This is a genomic window from Pseudomonas sp. gcc21, assembly GCF_012844345.1.
GTDB lineage: Bacteria > Pseudomonadota > Gammaproteobacteria > Pseudomonadales > Pseudomonadaceae > Halopseudomonas.
Genome location: NZ_CP051625.1, coordinates 211,581 through 226,684, shown reverse-complemented (window position 1 = coordinate 226,684; position 15,104 = coordinate 211,581). Strand labels below are relative to the sequence as shown.

Sequence of the window (15,104 nt, the reverse complement as noted above, 5' to 3'; positions counted from 1 at the left end):
CCCGCTTGGGTATACCGATCGAGTAACACACATGGATATGAGTAAAGTCGCATGGCGCGCGCTTCTCGCGGAAAAGATGGAAACCGCACCACCCATCATTCGGGGCAGAGCCTCCGCCAAGCGTTATGCCATGGCGCTTAGGCAGATTGAGAACGAGATGAGTCATGCGCAACGCGCTATGCTCATAGGGCACGCATCTGCGCCAGAACAAACGCTTTGTATGCGTGAGATTGCGCAGCTCGGCGGCTACGAGACCTATAACACCGGCAATTTGAAGTATGGCGAACTCGCACATGAGCTCGCCGACGCCCTAGGCATTACAAGCCTCGATTATTGGGTACATTGTTTAGCGACGTTCTATGGTGCTCCGGGCAAACCAGAAACCCAGGCGACAATGCACCCGGAACTGTACGAGGCGCTTGTCCAAATTGGATGGATACCGGACTCGGCACAGAAAGTTTCCGCTATTGAATTAAGTGAGACGGAGCAAGCGTTACCGGTAACTGAGCGCACAGCTCTAATCAAGGCCCGCGTAGGTCAATCCAGCTTTAGGTTACAACTTATCGAATACTGGAACGGCTGCGCTGTGACTGGCTGCGGTGACACCAGATTGTTACTCGCCTCGCATATCAAGCCTTGGTGCGTCGCGAGCGGCGCTGAGCGGCTCGATCCGTTCAACGGCCTTTTACTGACACCAAACCTCGACCTAGCCTTCGACCAGGGCCTGATCAGTTTCGACGATATCGGTCAGATATTACTCCGCGATGACCTCGACCCTGACAGCGCTCAAACGCTCAATATTACCCCCAAGCTTCGACTACGCCAGATCGATTCGCGTCATCATGGTTACTTGGCGTGGCACCGCGAACACCTCTTCAGGAAGTAGTCATGTCTATCAGCTCCACCATCAAATCCATCCAGGACATCATGCGCAAGGATGTCGGCGTTGATGGCGACGCGCAGCGTATCGGTCAGCTTGTCTGGTTGTTGTTCTTGAAGATTTTCGACGACCGCGAGTTGGAATGGGAGCTCATGGATGACAGCTACCGTTCACCGATCCCCGAGCGCTGTCGCTGGCGCAACTGGGCTGCCGACCCGGAGGGGATGACCGGTGACGAGCTGAAGGAATTCCTCGACCGCCAACTGCTCCCTACCCTGCAGAACCTGCATGAGTTCAGCACTACCCCGGCCGCCTACGTGGTGCGCGGCGTCTTTGAAGACGCCTACAACTATATGAAGTCCGGCCAGCTGATCCGTCAGGTGGTGAACAAGATTCAGGAAGGTGTCGATTTCAACAAGGCGCAGGAGCGCCACGAGTTCGGCAACCTTTACGAGCAGTTACTGCGCGACCTGCAGAATGCTGGCAACGCTGGGGAGTTTTATACGCCGCGCCCGGTCACCGAATTCATGGTGCGCATGGTCGATCCCAAGCTGGATGAAAAAGTCATGGACCCGGCATGCGGTACCGGCGGTTTCCTTACCTGTACCATCGAGCATAAGCGCAACCGCTACGTGAAAACCGCAGACGACGAGCGCACCCTGCAGGCCAGCATCTTTGGCGTAGAGAAAAAGCCGCTACCTCATCTGCTGGCCACCACCAATATGATCCTGCACGGCATCGAAGTGCCCAGCCAGATCCGCCATGACAATACCCTGGCCAAGCCTCTGATCAGCTGGGGACCAAAGGATCGGGTACATTGCATCGTCGCCAACCCACCCTTTGGCGGCATGGAAGAAGACGGCATCGAGACCAACTTCCCAGCCGCCTTCCGCACCCGAGAGACTGCAGACCTGTTTCTAGTGTTGATTATGCACCTGCTGAAAGACGGTGGACGCGCTGCCGTGGTGCTGCCTGACGGATTTCTCTTCGGGGAAGGCATCAAGAGCCGCATTAAAGAAAAGCTGCTCACCGAGTGCAACCTGCACACCATCGTTCGCCTGCCCAACGGCGTGTTCAACCCTTATACCGGTATCAAAACCAACCTGTTGTTCTTTACCAAGGGCACGCCCACCAAGGACATTTGGTTCTACGAGCATCAGTATCCGAAAGGCGTCAAGAATTACAGCAAGACCCGCCCGATGCGTATCGAAGAATTCGATGTCGAAGCAGCCTGGTGGGGTAGCGAAGCCGATGGCTTTGCCGCGCGGGTGGAAAACGAATACGCCTGGAAGGTCAGCGTCGATGAGCTGCGGGCACGCAACTGGAACCTGGACTGTAAGAACCCCCATATCGGCGAGCATGTCAGCCATGACCCGGATGAACTGCTGCGCAGTTACGCCGCCCTGCAAAGCGAGATTAGCGATCTGCGTGACCAGCTTAAAGACGTGCTAGCCGAAGCGCTGGAGCGCCACGTATGACTGCATTGCTCACCGACAACCTGCTACTGCTGGCCGGTGCGCCGAATGGTATCAAGAAGCTGCGTGAGCTGATTCTTGAGCTGGCGGTGCGCGGCAAGCTGGTGCCGCAAGATCCGATTGATGAGCCGGCCAGTGAGCTGCTAAAGCGGATTGCCGAGGAAAAGGCGCGGTTGGTGGCTGAAGGGAAGATCAAGAAGCAGAAACCGCTGCCGGAGGTTGAGGAAGAACCATTTGAATTGCCAGCTGGTTGGAAGTGGAGTGCATTAGCGCAAGTGGCATTTGTTAATCCCCGTAATGCTGCAGCAGACTCACTAGAAGTCTCGTTTGTGCCTATGACTTTTATCGGCACACGCTTCGATGATCAGCATGCGCAAGAGCCTCGTCTCTGGGGTCAGGTGAAACAAGGTTTCACGCATTTTGCCGAGGGCGATATTGGTGTGGCGAAAATCACACCATGCTTTGAAAACAGCAAAGCATGCGTCTTTTCCAATCTCGTGAATGGTTTGGGCGCGGGTACGACTGAGCTGCACATTGTGCGCCCTATTAGTGGAACTCTTAACCCTCGGTATGTGTTGGCCTATCTGAAATCGCCGCAATTCTTGCTTGTTGGCGAAACCAAGATGACAGGCACTGCGGGGCAGAAACGATTGCCCAAAGGCTTTGTCGAGGCAAACCCGTTTCCAGTGCCCCCGCTCGCCGAACAACACCGCATCGTCGCCAAAGTCGATGAACTGATGGCCCTGTGCGACCGCCTGGAAGCCCAGCAGGCCGACGCCGAAAGCGCTCACGCCCAACTGGTGCAAGCGCTGCTCGACAGCCTGACCCAAGCCAGCGATGCAGTCGATTTCGCCACCAACTGGCAGCGCCTGGCCGAACACTTTAACACCCTGTTCACCACCGAACCCAGCATCGACGCCCTCAAGCAAACCCTGCTGCAACTGGCCGTGATGGGCAAACTGGTGCCGCAAGATCCTGAAGAAGATGAAGCGCGCAATTGGTTGGAGCGTATTCAGCTTGAAAAGCAGCGTCTTCTACAGAATCGGCAACGTCAAAGCGCAAAGCGAGCCGCAAACGTCGAGATTGCAATTCCTACCAAAGATGTACCTTTTTCATGGTGTTGGGTATCGCTCGCAGATATCACGCTTGGTATGGATTCTGGTTGGAGCCCAGCTTGTGAGCCAACGCCATCGCCAAGTGATAGTGTCTGGGGGGTCCTTAAAACTACAGCGGTTCAGGTGATGCAGTATCTCGATGGCGAGAACAAAGAGCTTCCCTCTCATCTTGAGCCTAGGCCGGATGCTGAAGTAAAGATCGGAGATATTCTTTTTACCCGTGCCGGCCCAACCAATAGGGTGGGAATTTCCTGCTTAGTCGAACGTACGAGACCTCGGTTGATGATCTCGGACAAGATAATTCGTTTTCATCCTGTCGAGGTCGGTGCATTTGGTCGGTACATTGCCTTGTGTCTCAACACCGGTGGTACTGCTATGTACTTGGAACTAGCAAAATCCGGTATGGCTGCCAGCCAAGTGAACATCTCTCAGGAAAAGCTGAAGCGCGCGCCCATCCCTTTCCCACCGTTGCCTGAACAACACCGCATCGTCGCCAAAGTCGAACAACTCATGGCTCTTTGTGACCAACTGAAAAGCCGCCTAACCCAGGCTCGTGAGGTCAAGCAGCAACTGACCAGCGCACTGGTCGAGCAAGCAACAGCCTGAAATACCAACCGAGAATCAAGGAGCACGGATGCACAACCCAGAACTGTCCCTCACAGGGAAACTAGATAATGGCCTAAGCAAAGGTTTCAACCTGATACTAAGCGCCCTTAAAACCGGATTTATCTGGTTGAGCGGCCTTATGATGATCGCCCTTCTACCCGTCCTCGTCTTCGAGTACGGCGACGGACTTGCCGATCTTTCAAGGATCGAGTGGGCCTTTATGGTGCTGATGGGACTGCTGATCTGGCGCCATGTACGGTACTGCCGACACTTTGGTCTCGGCTTTCTACGAGGATTCAGTCGTCTGCTGATTTACCAGGGCTTACTGATGATAGTCGAAGTGGTACTAATTGGCTTGGTCGCCAGCGTGCTGGTAGGGACACAATCAGTGGATACAGCGACCGATCACCTGCGCGAATTCATGCAGGCTTTGATGATGGACGACCCCGTATCGAAAATTCTCGGGTTCAGTCTTATCCTCTTCGCAACCTACCTGGCGGCCCCCTCCAGCCATAGACTGCCCCGCACGAAGCCGGCAACCGAGCCGAGATTTCGACCGGAAATACATTCGGCCACTCCAACCACGGAGCCAGGCCTATGAAGTCGGCTCTTGTATGCATCGCCCTGCTGCTGGCACTCGCCCTGCCACAGGTGTCCACTGCTGCCGACGACTCGACCAGGCTAGTTCAAGGTTGTAAGGAGCTCACCGCCATTTACTCCAGCCATGAGCAGCAGCGTTTGATGGCTGCTGCCACGACGAGCCTGTCTGAGGCGATGTTGGCCGGCTACTGCATGGGCGTAGTCAGCGAGTATCAGCGCAGAAGTTACTGCGGTGCAACAAACTGGCATGAATTGGCGAGCCGAGTAGCCGCACTTTCCGGCTGGGACACCGGTAACGACAACATCGATTCCGTTTTAGGCAAAGCCTGTGATCACTGATCGTTCCGGCTGGCCCGAGCAATCTGAAGTTTTCGAGCAAATATTGTGCGTCGAATTTGGACTAGCTAAGCCACTCTCACAGCACGGCAAGCTACTCGATAGCCTCAAGACCTTGGCCAACGCACTATGCCCGTCCTTCCACGGGAAGCATGACGTGCATCGGCAGATAGACCGCACCAAGCCGGTGCTCCTTGAGCTTGATTGGGCCCCGCTCGCCTACAGTACCGGGAGTCGCAATCGGGTTCGTATGAACCCAGCCCATATCACGCTGTTCCGTAACGCCATCCTGCTTCAAGGGGTGTTTGGTGAGCCAAAAATCGTAGTGGAGTTTCTCAGTTCCGATAGGCATCGGGAGGAATACGCCAACTGGGCGCGCGAGCTGTTTTTCCACCGCCAAAGCCTGGCCGGACTCGGTTTGCTGCGTCAGGAGCTGGTGAGCTTCCTGGACTTACTTCCGACTGCAGACCTCGGTACCACCCGACTGTCAAACCCTTTTGCCGACGCGTTGCCGCAAATGGGACTTGGGCCGCATAAGGGCAACCTATTGAAAGCGCTGGCCGCTCAGACTGCCGCGCTTTCAGTGGGGGACGGCATGATGATTCACTATCTCAACCGGGATCTGGAGCAAGCCCATGCCTGTGCTGCGCAGCTGGATACCGACAATCCGTTACTGCAGAAATATAGCGCGTTAATTTTGCGCGAATATCAGCAGGCAAAGGACTTCGACGACCTATTGGATTCATTTCGCTAGAACCCTTGGTTGTGGATTCCACAGATTAACACTGCGTTCCTACTTACACGGGAGCGCAGTGTCATGTACGACAACCTTATCCATTCCACCCGCAACGCCCAACCATCCCGCAACGTCGTCCTAGTCTCGATTGACTGGCGCCGGAAAGGCGATGGCAAGACCAGTCTGGGCATTGCGTCTATCGCAGCCACTTTAAAATCCGCCGGCATCCGCTATCGGTTGGTGGAGTCGACCATCAATGATCAGGCTTTCGACCTTGAGCAGTTGCAGCCTCGCATCCAGCACGCCCTGAACGAGATGGGGCCTGGCTCGCTGCTCGGTTTTGGGGCATTCGTCTGGAACGACGATGCAGTCTGCAGAATAATCAAAAATCTGCAGCTTCCGGAAGGGGCCCGTGTGGTTCTCGGCGGGCCGCAGATCAGCTATATGCCTGCTGGAAAGCTTGAAGCTGCCTATCCCGAAGCACATCTGTTCGTCCGTGGCGCCGGTGAAAGGGCCATGCTACACCTCGCCCAAGACGTGCCATTGGATCAATGCGGGGTGCACGCAGCCGGCGACCCAGATAAGGGCCTCCATGCCACACTTCCGCTCGACGGCTTGCCGTCGCCCTTCGTTGAGGGTGTGGTGCGAATTGCTCCTGAAATGCGATGGGAGACTCAACGCGGCTGCAGATTCAAATGTGGCTTCTGCCAACATCGCGACGCGGACGGACGCATGCCAACCAGAGCGTTCGACCTGGAACGCTTGCAAGCCGAGGCAGAGCTCTTTGCCCGACACGGCGTCAAACGTATCTCGGTATTGGACCCGATTTTTCATACTGAAGACTCCCACGCTATCGCTGTCCTAGATCTACTCAAACGAGCGAGGGTCACTGCGAAGATTGCCCTGCAGTGCCGCTTCGAGATGCTGACTGAGGCGTTCCTGGATGCGCTGAAAGGCCTTGATGTCACGCTGGAGTTCGGTTTGCAGACCACGAGTGCGCTCGAAAGCCGGGTCATCAATCGCCAGAACAACATGCCGAAGGTGGAACAGAAGCTGGCGATGGTTAGACAGCGTGGCCTCGACTTCGAGGTATCCCTGATCTACGGCTTACCGACCCAGACTCTGGCCAGCTTCAAGGAGTCGGTGGATTGGTGCAGACGCCAGAGATCACCTCGCATCATGGCCTGGCCTCTGATGCTGCTTCGTGGCACTCCCATGTACGAGCAAAAGGATAAATACGGTCTGCGTGAAAGCGTAGGCAAGGCTATCCCCATCGTAGTCGCCAGTAACAGCTTTTCCGAAGCAGACCACAAAGCCATGACGCAGATTGCGGAGGCCCTGTGATGACTACTGTCGCGCGCTTTATCGTATTGGAAGGTCTGGACGGTGTAGGAAAGTCCACACTAGCCAGAGTTCTGGCGTCGAGACTCGACGCCCAGTTCATGAGCACACCCGGGGACAGCTTCAAAGACATTCGCGGTCTGGCAATCGCGGCCTTCGGTGATGATCAACTGGCCAAGGCGCTGTTCTATACAGCCACCGTTTCCTGCGAAGGTCGCAAGGCGCATATGACGGTGAATCAAGGCCGCTCCGTGGTAATGGACCGCTACTGGGCTTCGACAGTCGCCTACGCAAAGGCTCGGGGCGTCGCCGCGGATCTCGACGCAATCGGGCCTCACTTGGTTTCACCTGACATCATTGTCTTGATCACCCTGGACGAAACAACCCGGCTGGCACGGCTGGCCCAACGTGGCATGACCGCCGAGGATTTAGAAACCATCAGCGAGAGCTTTAAACAGACGGTGCTGCAAGAGCTGGAGGCACGCACCACCATATCGGTAGATATAACAGATCTGAATCAGGCGAGTGCCGCCGAAAAGGTTGCCTCGGCGATAGCGAACTACTTCGCGCGTACGCTCCGCCCGGGAGGGTTACGGCCATGAATACGATCGACGAAGTAATTGCAGCGTGCCCCCATCAGCTTGAGCCGTGCTATCAGAGCAAGGCCCGGGCAATCGACCAACGACTAAGGACTGGCATCCCCTATACGGCACTAGGCGGCAAGCCCATCCGTTGTTGTAAAACCCTGCTGCGCTTCAAAATCGGACTGTCGTTTCGGCTCATTTATCAGATAACGAAAGGTGGCTACACCCCGTGCGCTCTGATCACACGTCAGCGTCTGGACCGCGAGCTGAAACGAAGACGTCCTTCTCTGCCCATGCTCGCTGACCAAAGGAAACAAAACTTATGAGCCACGTCGCCCCAGTAATTAACTCAAAGCTAGTCGGTAAAGGTTCGGAATCGCAGGTCATGGGTATCGATCTGGAACGCCTGAAGCACAAGTACACGGCGTCTCTTGGGGCCACGATGAGCGTGGCGGAATGGGACAAAGCGGAGCGGGAGTATCGACGCTTCCTCACACTTAAACAGCTATACCCTTCCGTCACGCTGGTACCGAGCAAAGAGGCACATGCCATTTGGCATGCACACATCCTTGATACCCGAGCCTATCGTCTGGACTGCCACGCCGTGTTTGGGCGCTTTATTGATCACTATCCCTACCTCGGCATATATGGCGAGGAGGACTACAACGAGTCTGAAGCGGCATTAGCCGAAACTGTCGAGCTATACGAAAAACATTTCGGGTCTTGTCCGGATTTTTGTACCTAGCCGCAATCGCCCACAGGTCTGGCGAGCGATCATCCAACCATGCCGCAAAGGCGGGCTGTTTGAATACTGGGGGCGATTCGGTTCGCCCATAATCTTTTCAGATGCCGATGACGTCACTCCATATCCGCCAGCGCCTCGTCGTATACCTCTAACGTCTTCTCGGTCCAACGCGTGACACCTTCAATCTTTATCGGCTTTGGGAATTTACCCTTCCTTTGCCAACGCCAGATCGTCGATGCATTGACCTTGTACCGCTCTGCGACCTCTTTCACCGTGAAGAACATGACCTTTTCCTGCTTTGGGTTTGTCAGCGGAGTTTGAAGGATCACAGCGCTGCCTGGGGTTGGCTAATTCAGCAAATTCGGCGTTTGAAGCTCCGACGGGAGCGCGCAGCCCGGACCTTGGCCTGAGAAGCTGACGATCAGCATTTGGAGCGCGAGATTTTTTTAGGTTGGCGAACGGATGGTCTTCGAATGACGAATCGACAGCGCCTAGAGGTGTCGGAACGGGAGGCATGCGATAGATTTGAGGATAGGGCATGTCGTCAAAGTGGACATGTTTCTGGAACACCGCTGGGAAGAATCGCTGCTTTACCTTTCCACGTACGACCTTGCGCACTAGATAGCTTTTAGGTACGCGCTGGATATAGCGCATCTGCATCTCGGCAGACTCTTTGGCGGCGGGAGCCTCAATGAGGCCTGTCGCGGCGCAACCCTCAAGAACGCTTTCTTCTGCCTCGATCGGCGAGGCGCCCATGTCTGCTTCGGACACCCAAGCTGCGGCGTCGGATTTCCGCTTCTCGATCCATGAGCCTGCGATACGATCCATCACCTCGGTTGGGATGGCTACGATCACGCTCTCCTTTTGATTCTCCGAACACCGCTCGAAGGCGATCCCTCGTGGATATTCGATCTTGAGAAACACCTCTGCGTTGTCCTGAGAGAAAAGCTCTTCCCAGAGATGAAACTAAGGCCCGTCGCGAAGGAGATTTTAGTGCTCATAACATGTTCCTACGGTGTTTCTGACGGATGCTTTGAGATGTTCCCGTGTCTGCGCGCTCTGGATCCTCGAAGACGGGGCCATTCATCAAAAACAACTCCACGCTCTGGTCATCAAGCGCCGCCGAACTCAACTTCGCGTAAACGTTCGCCACGGACGCCAAATGGCGCCGGTCGGCGTAAAGCCTCAGTATTGCCTTCGCCTTTCGCCGTACCTCGTCCGGCACCGCTACGTTCTGCGTTATGCCCGATAGAAATTCTCTCGTCTCCAGTACGGCTCTGGTCCGCTCATCTGGCATAGTCGGGGACGAGCTCCTCATCGCTCATCATCGTCGTCCACAAAAGCCACCGGCTTGGACTTCGTATTCAGATAGATGGTTTTAGGGCTTAACGAGGCCGCTTCCTCGTCAGTCCCTGGAACGTATGGCCAGGATCCATGTATTGCTTACCTCCTGAGCAGGTAAACAACCGTGAAACCCTACCGTCTTTAGTTTTGCCTACTTTGACTCGCTCAATGAACCCGAGCGCCATATCATAACTAGCGGATGCCGGCCTGGGCAGCAGGATGCTTATCGCACGACTCTCCATGCCGGGTTGAACCAGTCTGAGCGCGTCGTCAAACTGGCTCACAAGAAACCGCTGCCAATTCGCATCTCCTTCCCCACGTCATAAAGAACCTCGACTACGTAGATCGGGATATTGAGGCCCAACTCGATCATCGCGTAAAACCGCTCGCCCAGCGGAAGCACGCCTTCTTCAAAATAGCTATTGATCAGCCAGTTGGCGTGGGTGGTGAAGATCATCGTGCGGTCCTCGCTTCGAATTTTTGAAGCTGGACGAGCCTACACCAGCCATACGCCCAATTTTTTGCACACTATAGCTTGTAGCGCTATAGTATTCAGCGAGGCCTCATACTTCCTTTTACGGAGCAATCGTATGGAAGATCATGAAGCGTTCGGAACCGTCCTCAAGCGATTCAGGAAACAGCGCAAATTGGCCCAAGAAGACTTTGATACGATCAGCAGCCGGACTTACCTCAGCGCACTGGAACGGGGTCTAAAAAACCCGACCATAGACAAGGTTGGACAGCTAGCTTCGGTGCTGGACGTGCACCCGCTTTCGTTGCTTGCGGCTACGTATCTTCAAAAAGACAGTACGCTCAGCCTCGATGATCTGCTGCGTCAGGTGCGCGAGGAAATTGAAGCGCTGGGTGGGCAGCGATAGCTGCTTGTAGCGCTGGCCGACCAGCCCTCCAAACGAAGCTAATCCGGAATTAGAGCGCCCCCCGCCCCTGCCACCTCACCGTACGCTTCCCATCCTGGGGGGCGCTTGCTGCTTTGACGTTTGTTGAGAGAATCCCCTAGTACACGGTTGCTAGGCCTGACGAATCGGAACTTGGCGACTCATACTTAACCTGCCGGTTCCTGATTGATGCCCCGTATCGCCAAAGAACTATCTGCCACCGAAGTTAGACGATTAACCTTTCCGGGTCTCTACGCCGTCGGAGGTGTTCCGGGGCTTTTGCTCCAGGTCGGCTCCGGACAGTCGCGCTCCTGGATACTGCGCACCATGGTCGGAAGCAGACGCCGAGACATCGGCTTGGGCGGTTATCCCGCAGTGACTTTGGCCGGCGCTCGACTCACCGCCCGGGAGATGCGAGAGTCGATTCGTTCCGGCATTGATCCCATCGAGGCGCGCAAGGAGGCTAAGGCTGCTCTTGTCGCTAGCCAGGCCCAGAGGCGAACCTTTGTCGAGCTTGCACGCGAGGTCTACGCGGTCAAAAAACTGGAGTTTAAGAACGCAAAACACTCGGCTCAGTGGATCAACACGCTCGAAACCTATGCTTTTCCTCATTTCGGAGACCGCGCCATTGCAGAAATAACGGCAGACGATGTTCTTGGCGCCCTTCGTGACTTGTGGTTGACCAAAAACGAAACCGCCACGCGCGTCCGCCAGCGGATGGACAACGTATTCACCTACGCGATTCAGAACCGCTACTGTAGCGGTCCGAGTCCGGCATCTTGGCCCGAATCGCTGAAGGGCCGGCTCCCTGATCCCTCCAAACTGGCCAGGAAAGCCGGAGGGAAGAAACACCATCCGCGAGTTTCAATCGAGGCGGTTCCAGGCTTTTTGGACGATCTCTTGAACCGAGAATCGGTCAGCGCGCGCGCCCTCGCCTTCGCCGTTCTAACCGCAGCGCGATCGGGTGAAATCAGAGGTGCCACCTGGGACGAAATAGACTTTAAAAGTCGGGTCTGGACCGTGCCAGCCGAACGAATGAAGTCCGGTCGGCTGCACCGGGTGCCGCTATCGAGCGACGCCGTTAATGTGCTTGAATGCTGCTCACGCGCGTCGAGGTCAAAACTGATCTTCCCCGGCAAGAATGGCATGGCCTTGTCAGATAACACGCTTTCCAAACTGATTAAAGACATGCATCAGCAGTCGATCAACAAGGGCGGCAAGGGATACCTGGACAGAGAGCAACAGCGTATAGCCACGCCACATGGCACAGCTCGAAGCACGTTCAAAGATTGGTCTCGTCGCAACACCAGCTACCGCATGTCCAGCGGCGACCTCACCAGTTTCCCTGATGAATGGGCCGAGCTGGCGTTAGCTCACGTCAACGATGATGCCACTCGTGCGGCCTATGCTCGGGATGAGCTACTTGATGAGCGCCGCGTGCTGATGCAGGCGTGGGCAGATTATCTGACATCAGGCGGCGGGACGTGGTGCTGAGCACGAGCTCTTTCATCTATCCCGCCAGCGACCCAGACGGTCGGATCGCCTGAACACAGCCGATACCTACGTGGAAGTTAACATTGTGGAAACTATCGTGCCCCCAACAGGGGCGTTAATCTAAAGAAACGAGCCTCACTTTCCCGGTGGAAACTCGTCGCGTACGTCATGTGTACATCCCGTGTAAGAGTACAGCTCCGCCTCCAAAAAAACTTCAGCTCGCCCTTGCGAATTGGCATTTCACGAGGTGATTCTCCAATCACCAAGAAAGCCTACCCGGTGACGGGTTTGAGCGCAGCGTTGCGGTCCGTGGATCAGGAACGTCAGTATCCGGTCTTATCGTCAAAATAAGCCTGCCAAAGCGCGAGAATCGGTGGAGCTGGATCGCCCAGGGCCATGCCCTGCACGACCTTTTCCATCTTTGCTAGCAGCATGATTCCGCGAGGCTCAGGGTAATGCCGCAATAGCACCTCAGCCTGAGCGCGCAGCTCCGGCGGCAAATCCGGGTTCAGCGTTAACTCCTTCAGAAACTGATGGGTTTGGACCACAGCTCGGCTGCGCTCATAGGGCAATGTCATCTGTATACCTCCGAATATGAAGAGCTAACTCGAGCGCAGAACGATCAAGCCCGGAATTCCCATCTCCTGTCCCAACCTTGGGCTGGGAGCTGGTGGAGCGATGGGCTTCGCTAAAGGTCACATCCAGACAAGAAGGACTTCGAGTTACCGCATTTTAAAACACATTTGCTCCTCAAGGAATGAATACTATAGTATTCATTCCATCAAAAGGAGTTTCAATATGTTCACGTCTGACTTATGTCTTGGTAAGGCCGAAAATCACCCTGGCTGGACGTTACACGACAGGTTTTATCTAGAGGCAGCGACGCCTTTCTTCCTGATAGGCTTCCAGTTCCTCGACGGAGAAATCAGAACAATCGAGTACGTTATCGTATCGTCTGCCGTGTTATTGGCGGGTCTCTTATCGAGGCGGAATGCCTCGTCTGGGGTTGTAGACCTCCAAGTGTGCAGCCCCCCACGGATTAACGAGAGTCTGTATTGGCAGCTCGAACCCCTCGTTGCCCTCTCCGTCTCCATAGGCACGGAAAGTGGAGCTCAGTACTTTTGCTATAAGACCGTGTCGGGAAGGATTTTCGCAGATGAACCGCATGAACAATGCACCGAGCCTTACATAATGTTCACCACTGAGGCTCTCGTCCCTCCGGCCTGAACAGCCACGCGAATGGGGCTCGCGTATAGCCTTTGGATGCGAATGACCCGTGGGCAGAGCCTGACTTAGACGCTGGGAATTCGTCCAATTTCGCTTTGGTGGGCGACTCAGCCTAGAAAAGCCGGGGGTTTTTAGGACCTTCCAATTCGCAGATTGAAGCTGAACAATGATTACTAAGTTTCATTAAGATGGCAGATCCTAATATGACAGTTAGATTGGAGTTCGCAACTCAGGATCCGCAAGAGATTGAGTTGGCTAAGCGGTACTGGGCAATGGATGAAGATGGGATCTATGTCGAGCGTGTAGCCGACTTGGTGCCGTTTCGGGAGGTTAGCCAGCCTGGCGCTTTAGCTAAGTATGTTCGCCAGTTCTGTCAAGCTTACGACGAGAACCAAGTCTGCCATGTGTGCAACGGTGAGGTGCGGATCAGCGGTCGTAGCGAAGCCAAGAAGTTTCCTCAGTGCTCCTCGCGCCCCTGTGACGATTGTCAGGAGCTGCTACGCGAAGAGGAGGAAAGGCGAGTGGCTGCAAACAGAGCTGAGTTGAAAGCCCGGCTAGCGCCCCATATCGAGAGAGCTCGGAATGAGGTGATTTGCTATGGCGATCTACCAGATGACTCCGTGCTCATCCTGCAAGCGATTGAAAGCTTGATAGGCCCTAGGCTCCTAGGAGACACATTTAGTCGCGGAGATTGCGCTGACCTGACGCCCATGGGGGCAGATGACTTTATCGATCGCTTGGTTGGCCAGGGAGTGCTGGTTGACGATCCTTCAGCTGCGGGCCCCAATGTCTATTACCTCCAAGACGGGGAGCTCTGGCACAAAAAGGCCTTAACGCGTTACCTCCTGCCTCCAGACACTAACATGGGGCGCGGTGAGGAGGCATTCAGTGTCCTGCGGGATCGAGAGTTCACCGACGTTGAGGCTTTGACCAACCTTTGGTTGGACTACTCCGCTGCTGACGTTATGCACTACTTGCATTATCAGTGTTCAACGCATGGTCAAGACCTTAGCCCTGAGGCCATCGAGAAGATCGAAGGAGTAGTTCGTCACGGGTTGCGCAGGTACAGCGTTGCGCAGATGTGGTTCATAATGTGGAAGGTTTCCAAAGACGCAGCGGCTCTGGCCTCCCGCCCCTACTACAGCCGTGAGAGCGCGGCTGCGACGATTCCCACTAAGATCCGTAAGCAATTGGAAATCGCAGATCAAGGGAGTGTCCTTCGCAATGAGTGGACACGCCCAGAGCCCCATATCTCCGGCTCGCTGGGTATGGTGTTCAATTCCTTATTCGGGCTGGATGAATACTCTAAGGGGGCAGATGTGCTTGAGCTGTTTGTCAGCTTGGGTAGTCAAGGACACGAAGATGTCGAGCTCTCTGAGTTGGCTGCTACGTTCATGAAGGTCACCTTAGATGGTGAGAACTCGCTCCCAGCGTTGGAGACCTTTGCCGATATGATCCGTGCGGGGCTGTCAACGGAGGATGCGCTGTGGGAGGCGGTCAATCGTCACCCAGCCCTGTTCGAGTAATCCAAGCCTTATAATCAAATTTTGCTTTTGTGTTGACCGGTACAGGCAGGCCGAATTGCCTTGTCCCCAGTTTCGTAAACACCGCCAAGCTTCGTACAGATGCCTTTCAGCTGGGATGATATCGGTTCACTTTTGGCCGACAGCAGCCGCAAGCGTACGTCCGCGTTCAGCCAGAAGCCGTCATCCAGCGAAGGAAGCT

The 15,104-nt window shown here is 55.2% G+C and carries 18 protein-coding genes; 13 read left to right on the top strand and 5 right to left on the bottom strand.

The annotated features are described in order from the left end of the window. Positions 1–31 precede the first annotated feature (31 nt). The 10 genes from HG264_RS01160 (at position 32) to HG264_RS01115 (ending at position 8,418) form a co-directional block, all read left to right on the top strand. Entirely contained in the window at positions 32–886 is an 855-nt protein-coding gene (locus HG264_RS01160) for an HNH endonuclease (RefSeq protein ID WP_169405940.1), read from the top strand. Positions 887–888: 2 nt separating this feature from the next. After that, on the top strand, positions 889–2,358 hold the full coding sequence (locus tag HG264_RS01155; RefSeq protein WP_169405939.1) for a class I SAM-dependent DNA methyltransferase: 1,470 nt from the start codon (positions 889–891) through the stop codon (positions 2,356–2,358). Further along, on the top strand, positions 2,355–4,076 hold the full coding sequence (locus HG264_RS01150) for a restriction endonuclease subunit S (protein ID WP_169405938.1): 1,722 nt from the start codon (positions 2,355–2,357) through the stop codon (positions 4,074–4,076). Before HG264_RS01155 ends, HG264_RS01150 begins: the two co-directional genes overlap by 4 nt. A gap of 28 nt (positions 4,077–4,104) precedes the next feature. Beyond that, a complete protein-coding gene (locus HG264_RS01145; protein ID WP_169405937.1) occupies positions 4,105–4,677 on the top strand; it encodes a hypothetical protein in 573 nt (190 codons plus the stop codon). Continuing rightward, a complete protein-coding gene (locus tag HG264_RS01140; protein ID WP_169405936.1) occupies positions 4,674–5,015 on the top strand; it encodes a hypothetical protein in 342 nt (113 codons plus the stop codon). Before HG264_RS01145 ends, HG264_RS01140 begins: the two co-directional genes overlap by 4 nt. Positions 5,016–5,169: 154 nt before the next feature. Further along, positions 5,170–5,766, top strand: a complete 597-nt coding sequence (locus tag HG264_RS01135; RefSeq protein ID WP_169405935.1) for a hypothetical protein — start codon at positions 5,170–5,172, stop codon at positions 5,764–5,766. 63 nt (positions 5,767–5,829) lie between these two features. Continuing rightward, positions 5,830–7,092 carry a radical SAM protein gene (locus HG264_RS01130; RefSeq protein ID WP_169405934.1) on the top strand — a complete coding sequence of 421 codons (1,263 nt, stop codon included), beginning with the start codon at positions 5,830–5,832 and terminating at the stop codon, positions 7,090–7,092. Beyond that, positions 7,092–7,691, top strand: a complete 600-nt coding sequence (locus tag HG264_RS01125; protein ID WP_169405933.1) for an AAA family ATPase — start codon at positions 7,092–7,094, stop codon at positions 7,689–7,691. Before HG264_RS01130 ends, HG264_RS01125 begins: the two co-directional genes overlap by 1 nt. After that, positions 7,688–7,999 (top strand): hypothetical protein, encoded by a 312-nt coding sequence (locus tag HG264_RS01120; protein ID WP_169405932.1) that lies wholly within the window; start codon positions 7,688–7,690, stop codon positions 7,997–7,999. Before HG264_RS01125 ends, HG264_RS01120 begins: the two co-directional genes overlap by 4 nt. Then, on the top strand, positions 7,996–8,418 hold the full coding sequence (locus HG264_RS01115) for a hypothetical protein (protein WP_169405931.1): 423 nt from the start codon (positions 7,996–7,998) through the stop codon (positions 8,416–8,418). The genes HG264_RS01120 and HG264_RS01115 overlap by 4 nt, the downstream gene beginning before the upstream one ends. Positions 8,419–8,531: 113 nt before the next feature. Here the strand turns inward: HG264_RS01115 and HG264_RS18755 are convergent, their stop codons facing one another. The 4 genes from HG264_RS18755 to HG264_RS01100 form a co-directional block, all read right to left on the bottom strand. Next, positions 8,532–8,702, bottom strand: a complete 171-nt coding sequence (locus tag HG264_RS18755; protein ID WP_169405930.1) for an AlpA family transcriptional regulator — start codon at positions 8,700–8,702, stop codon at positions 8,532–8,534. Beyond that, complete coding sequence (locus HG264_RS01105; RefSeq protein ID WP_169405929.1) at positions 8,623–9,342, bottom strand: hypothetical protein; 720 nt, start codon at positions 9,340–9,342, stop codon at positions 8,623–8,625. Before HG264_RS01105 ends, HG264_RS18755 begins: the two co-directional genes overlap by 80 nt. Before the next feature lie 73 nt (positions 9,343–9,415). Next, positions 9,416–9,715 (bottom strand): BPSL0761 family protein, encoded by a 300-nt coding sequence (locus HG264_RS18680; protein WP_306085224.1) that lies wholly within the window; start codon positions 9,713–9,715, stop codon positions 9,416–9,418. Positions 9,716–10,042: 327 nt separating this feature from the next. Then, on the bottom strand, positions 10,043–10,219 hold the full coding sequence (locus HG264_RS01100; protein ID WP_169405928.1) for a hypothetical protein: 177 nt from the start codon (positions 10,217–10,219) through the stop codon (positions 10,043–10,045). A 133-nt stretch (positions 10,220–10,352) separates the two neighbouring features. Between HG264_RS01100 and HG264_RS01095 the strand changes: the two genes are divergently transcribed. After that, positions 10,353–10,640: a helix-turn-helix domain-containing protein gene (locus tag HG264_RS01095; RefSeq protein WP_169405927.1), complete on the top strand. Its 288-nt coding sequence runs from the start codon at positions 10,353–10,355 to the stop codon at positions 10,638–10,640. A gap of 207 nt (positions 10,641–10,847) precedes the next feature. Continuing rightward, entirely contained in the window at positions 10,848–12,152 is a 1,305-nt protein-coding gene (locus HG264_RS01090; protein WP_169405926.1) for a site-specific integrase, read from the top strand. Positions 12,153–12,475: 323 nt separating this feature from the next. Here HG264_RS01090 and HG264_RS01085 read toward each other — a convergent pair whose 3' ends face one another. Then, positions 12,476–12,730 carry a BPSL0761 family protein gene (locus HG264_RS01085; protein WP_169405925.1) on the bottom strand — a complete coding sequence of 85 codons (255 nt, stop codon included), beginning with the start codon at positions 12,728–12,730 and terminating at the stop codon, positions 12,476–12,478. A gap of 921 nt (positions 12,731–13,651) precedes the next feature. On the opposite strand from HG264_RS01085, the gene HG264_RS01080 reads away from it, so the two are divergent. Further along, the gene (locus HG264_RS01080; RefSeq protein WP_169405924.1) at positions 13,652–14,905 is read left to right on the top strand and encodes a hypothetical protein; all 1,254 of its coding nucleotides are present in this window, start codon (positions 13,652–13,654) and stop codon (positions 14,903–14,905) included. The last annotated feature ends 199 nt before the right edge of the window (positions 14,906–15,104 follow it).

Excerpts from the sequence above, each read along its gene's own strand:
- HG264_RS01160 (WP_169405940.1), top strand. The coding sequence starts at position 32 with ATGGATATGAGTAAAGTCGCATGGCGCGCGCTTCTCGCGGAAAAGATG.
- HG264_RS01155 (WP_169405939.1), top strand. The coding sequence starts at position 889 with ATGTCTATCAGCTCCACCATCAAATCCATCCAGGACATCATGCGCAAG.
- HG264_RS01150 (WP_169405938.1), top strand. The coding sequence starts at position 2,355 with ATGACTGCATTGCTCACCGACAACCTGCTACTGCTGGCCGGTGCGCCG.
- HG264_RS01145 (WP_169405937.1), top strand. The coding sequence starts at position 4,105 with ATGCACAACCCAGAACTGTCCCTCACAGGGAAACTAGATAATGGCCTA.
- HG264_RS01140 (WP_169405936.1), top strand. The coding sequence starts at position 4,674 with ATGAAGTCGGCTCTTGTATGCATCGCCCTGCTGCTGGCACTCGCCCTG.
- HG264_RS01130 (WP_169405934.1), top strand. The coding sequence starts at position 5,830 with ATGTACGACAACCTTATCCATTCCACCCGCAACGCCCAACCATCCCGC.
- HG264_RS01125 (WP_169405933.1), top strand. The coding sequence starts at position 7,092 with ATGACTACTGTCGCGCGCTTTATCGTATTGGAAGGTCTGGACGGTGTA.
- HG264_RS01120 (WP_169405932.1), top strand. The coding sequence starts at position 7,688 with ATGAATACGATCGACGAAGTAATTGCAGCGTGCCCCCATCAGCTTGAG.
- HG264_RS01115 (WP_169405931.1), top strand. The coding sequence starts at position 7,996 with ATGAGCCACGTCGCCCCAGTAATTAACTCAAAGCTAGTCGGTAAAGGT.
- HG264_RS18755 (WP_169405930.1), bottom strand. The coding sequence starts at position 8,702 with ATGTTCTTCACGGTGAAAGAGGTCGCAGAGCGGTACAAGGTCAATGCA.
- HG264_RS18680 (WP_306085224.1), bottom strand. The coding sequence starts at position 9,715 with ATGCCAGATGAGCGGACCAGAGCCGTACTGGAGACGAGAGAATTTCTA.
- HG264_RS01100 (WP_169405928.1), bottom strand. The coding sequence starts at position 10,219 with ATGATCTTCACCACCCACGCCAACTGGCTGATCAATAGCTATTTTGAA.
- HG264_RS01095 (WP_169405927.1), top strand. The coding sequence starts at position 10,353 with ATGGAAGATCATGAAGCGTTCGGAACCGTCCTCAAGCGATTCAGGAAA.
- HG264_RS01090 (WP_169405926.1), top strand. The coding sequence starts at position 10,848 with ATGCCCCGTATCGCCAAAGAACTATCTGCCACCGAAGTTAGACGATTA.
- HG264_RS01085 (WP_169405925.1), bottom strand. The coding sequence starts at position 12,730 with ATGACATTGCCCTATGAGCGCAGCCGAGCTGTGGTCCAAACCCATCAG.
- HG264_RS01080 (WP_169405924.1), top strand. The coding sequence starts at position 13,652 with ATGGATGAAGATGGGATCTATGTCGAGCGTGTAGCCGACTTGGTGCCG.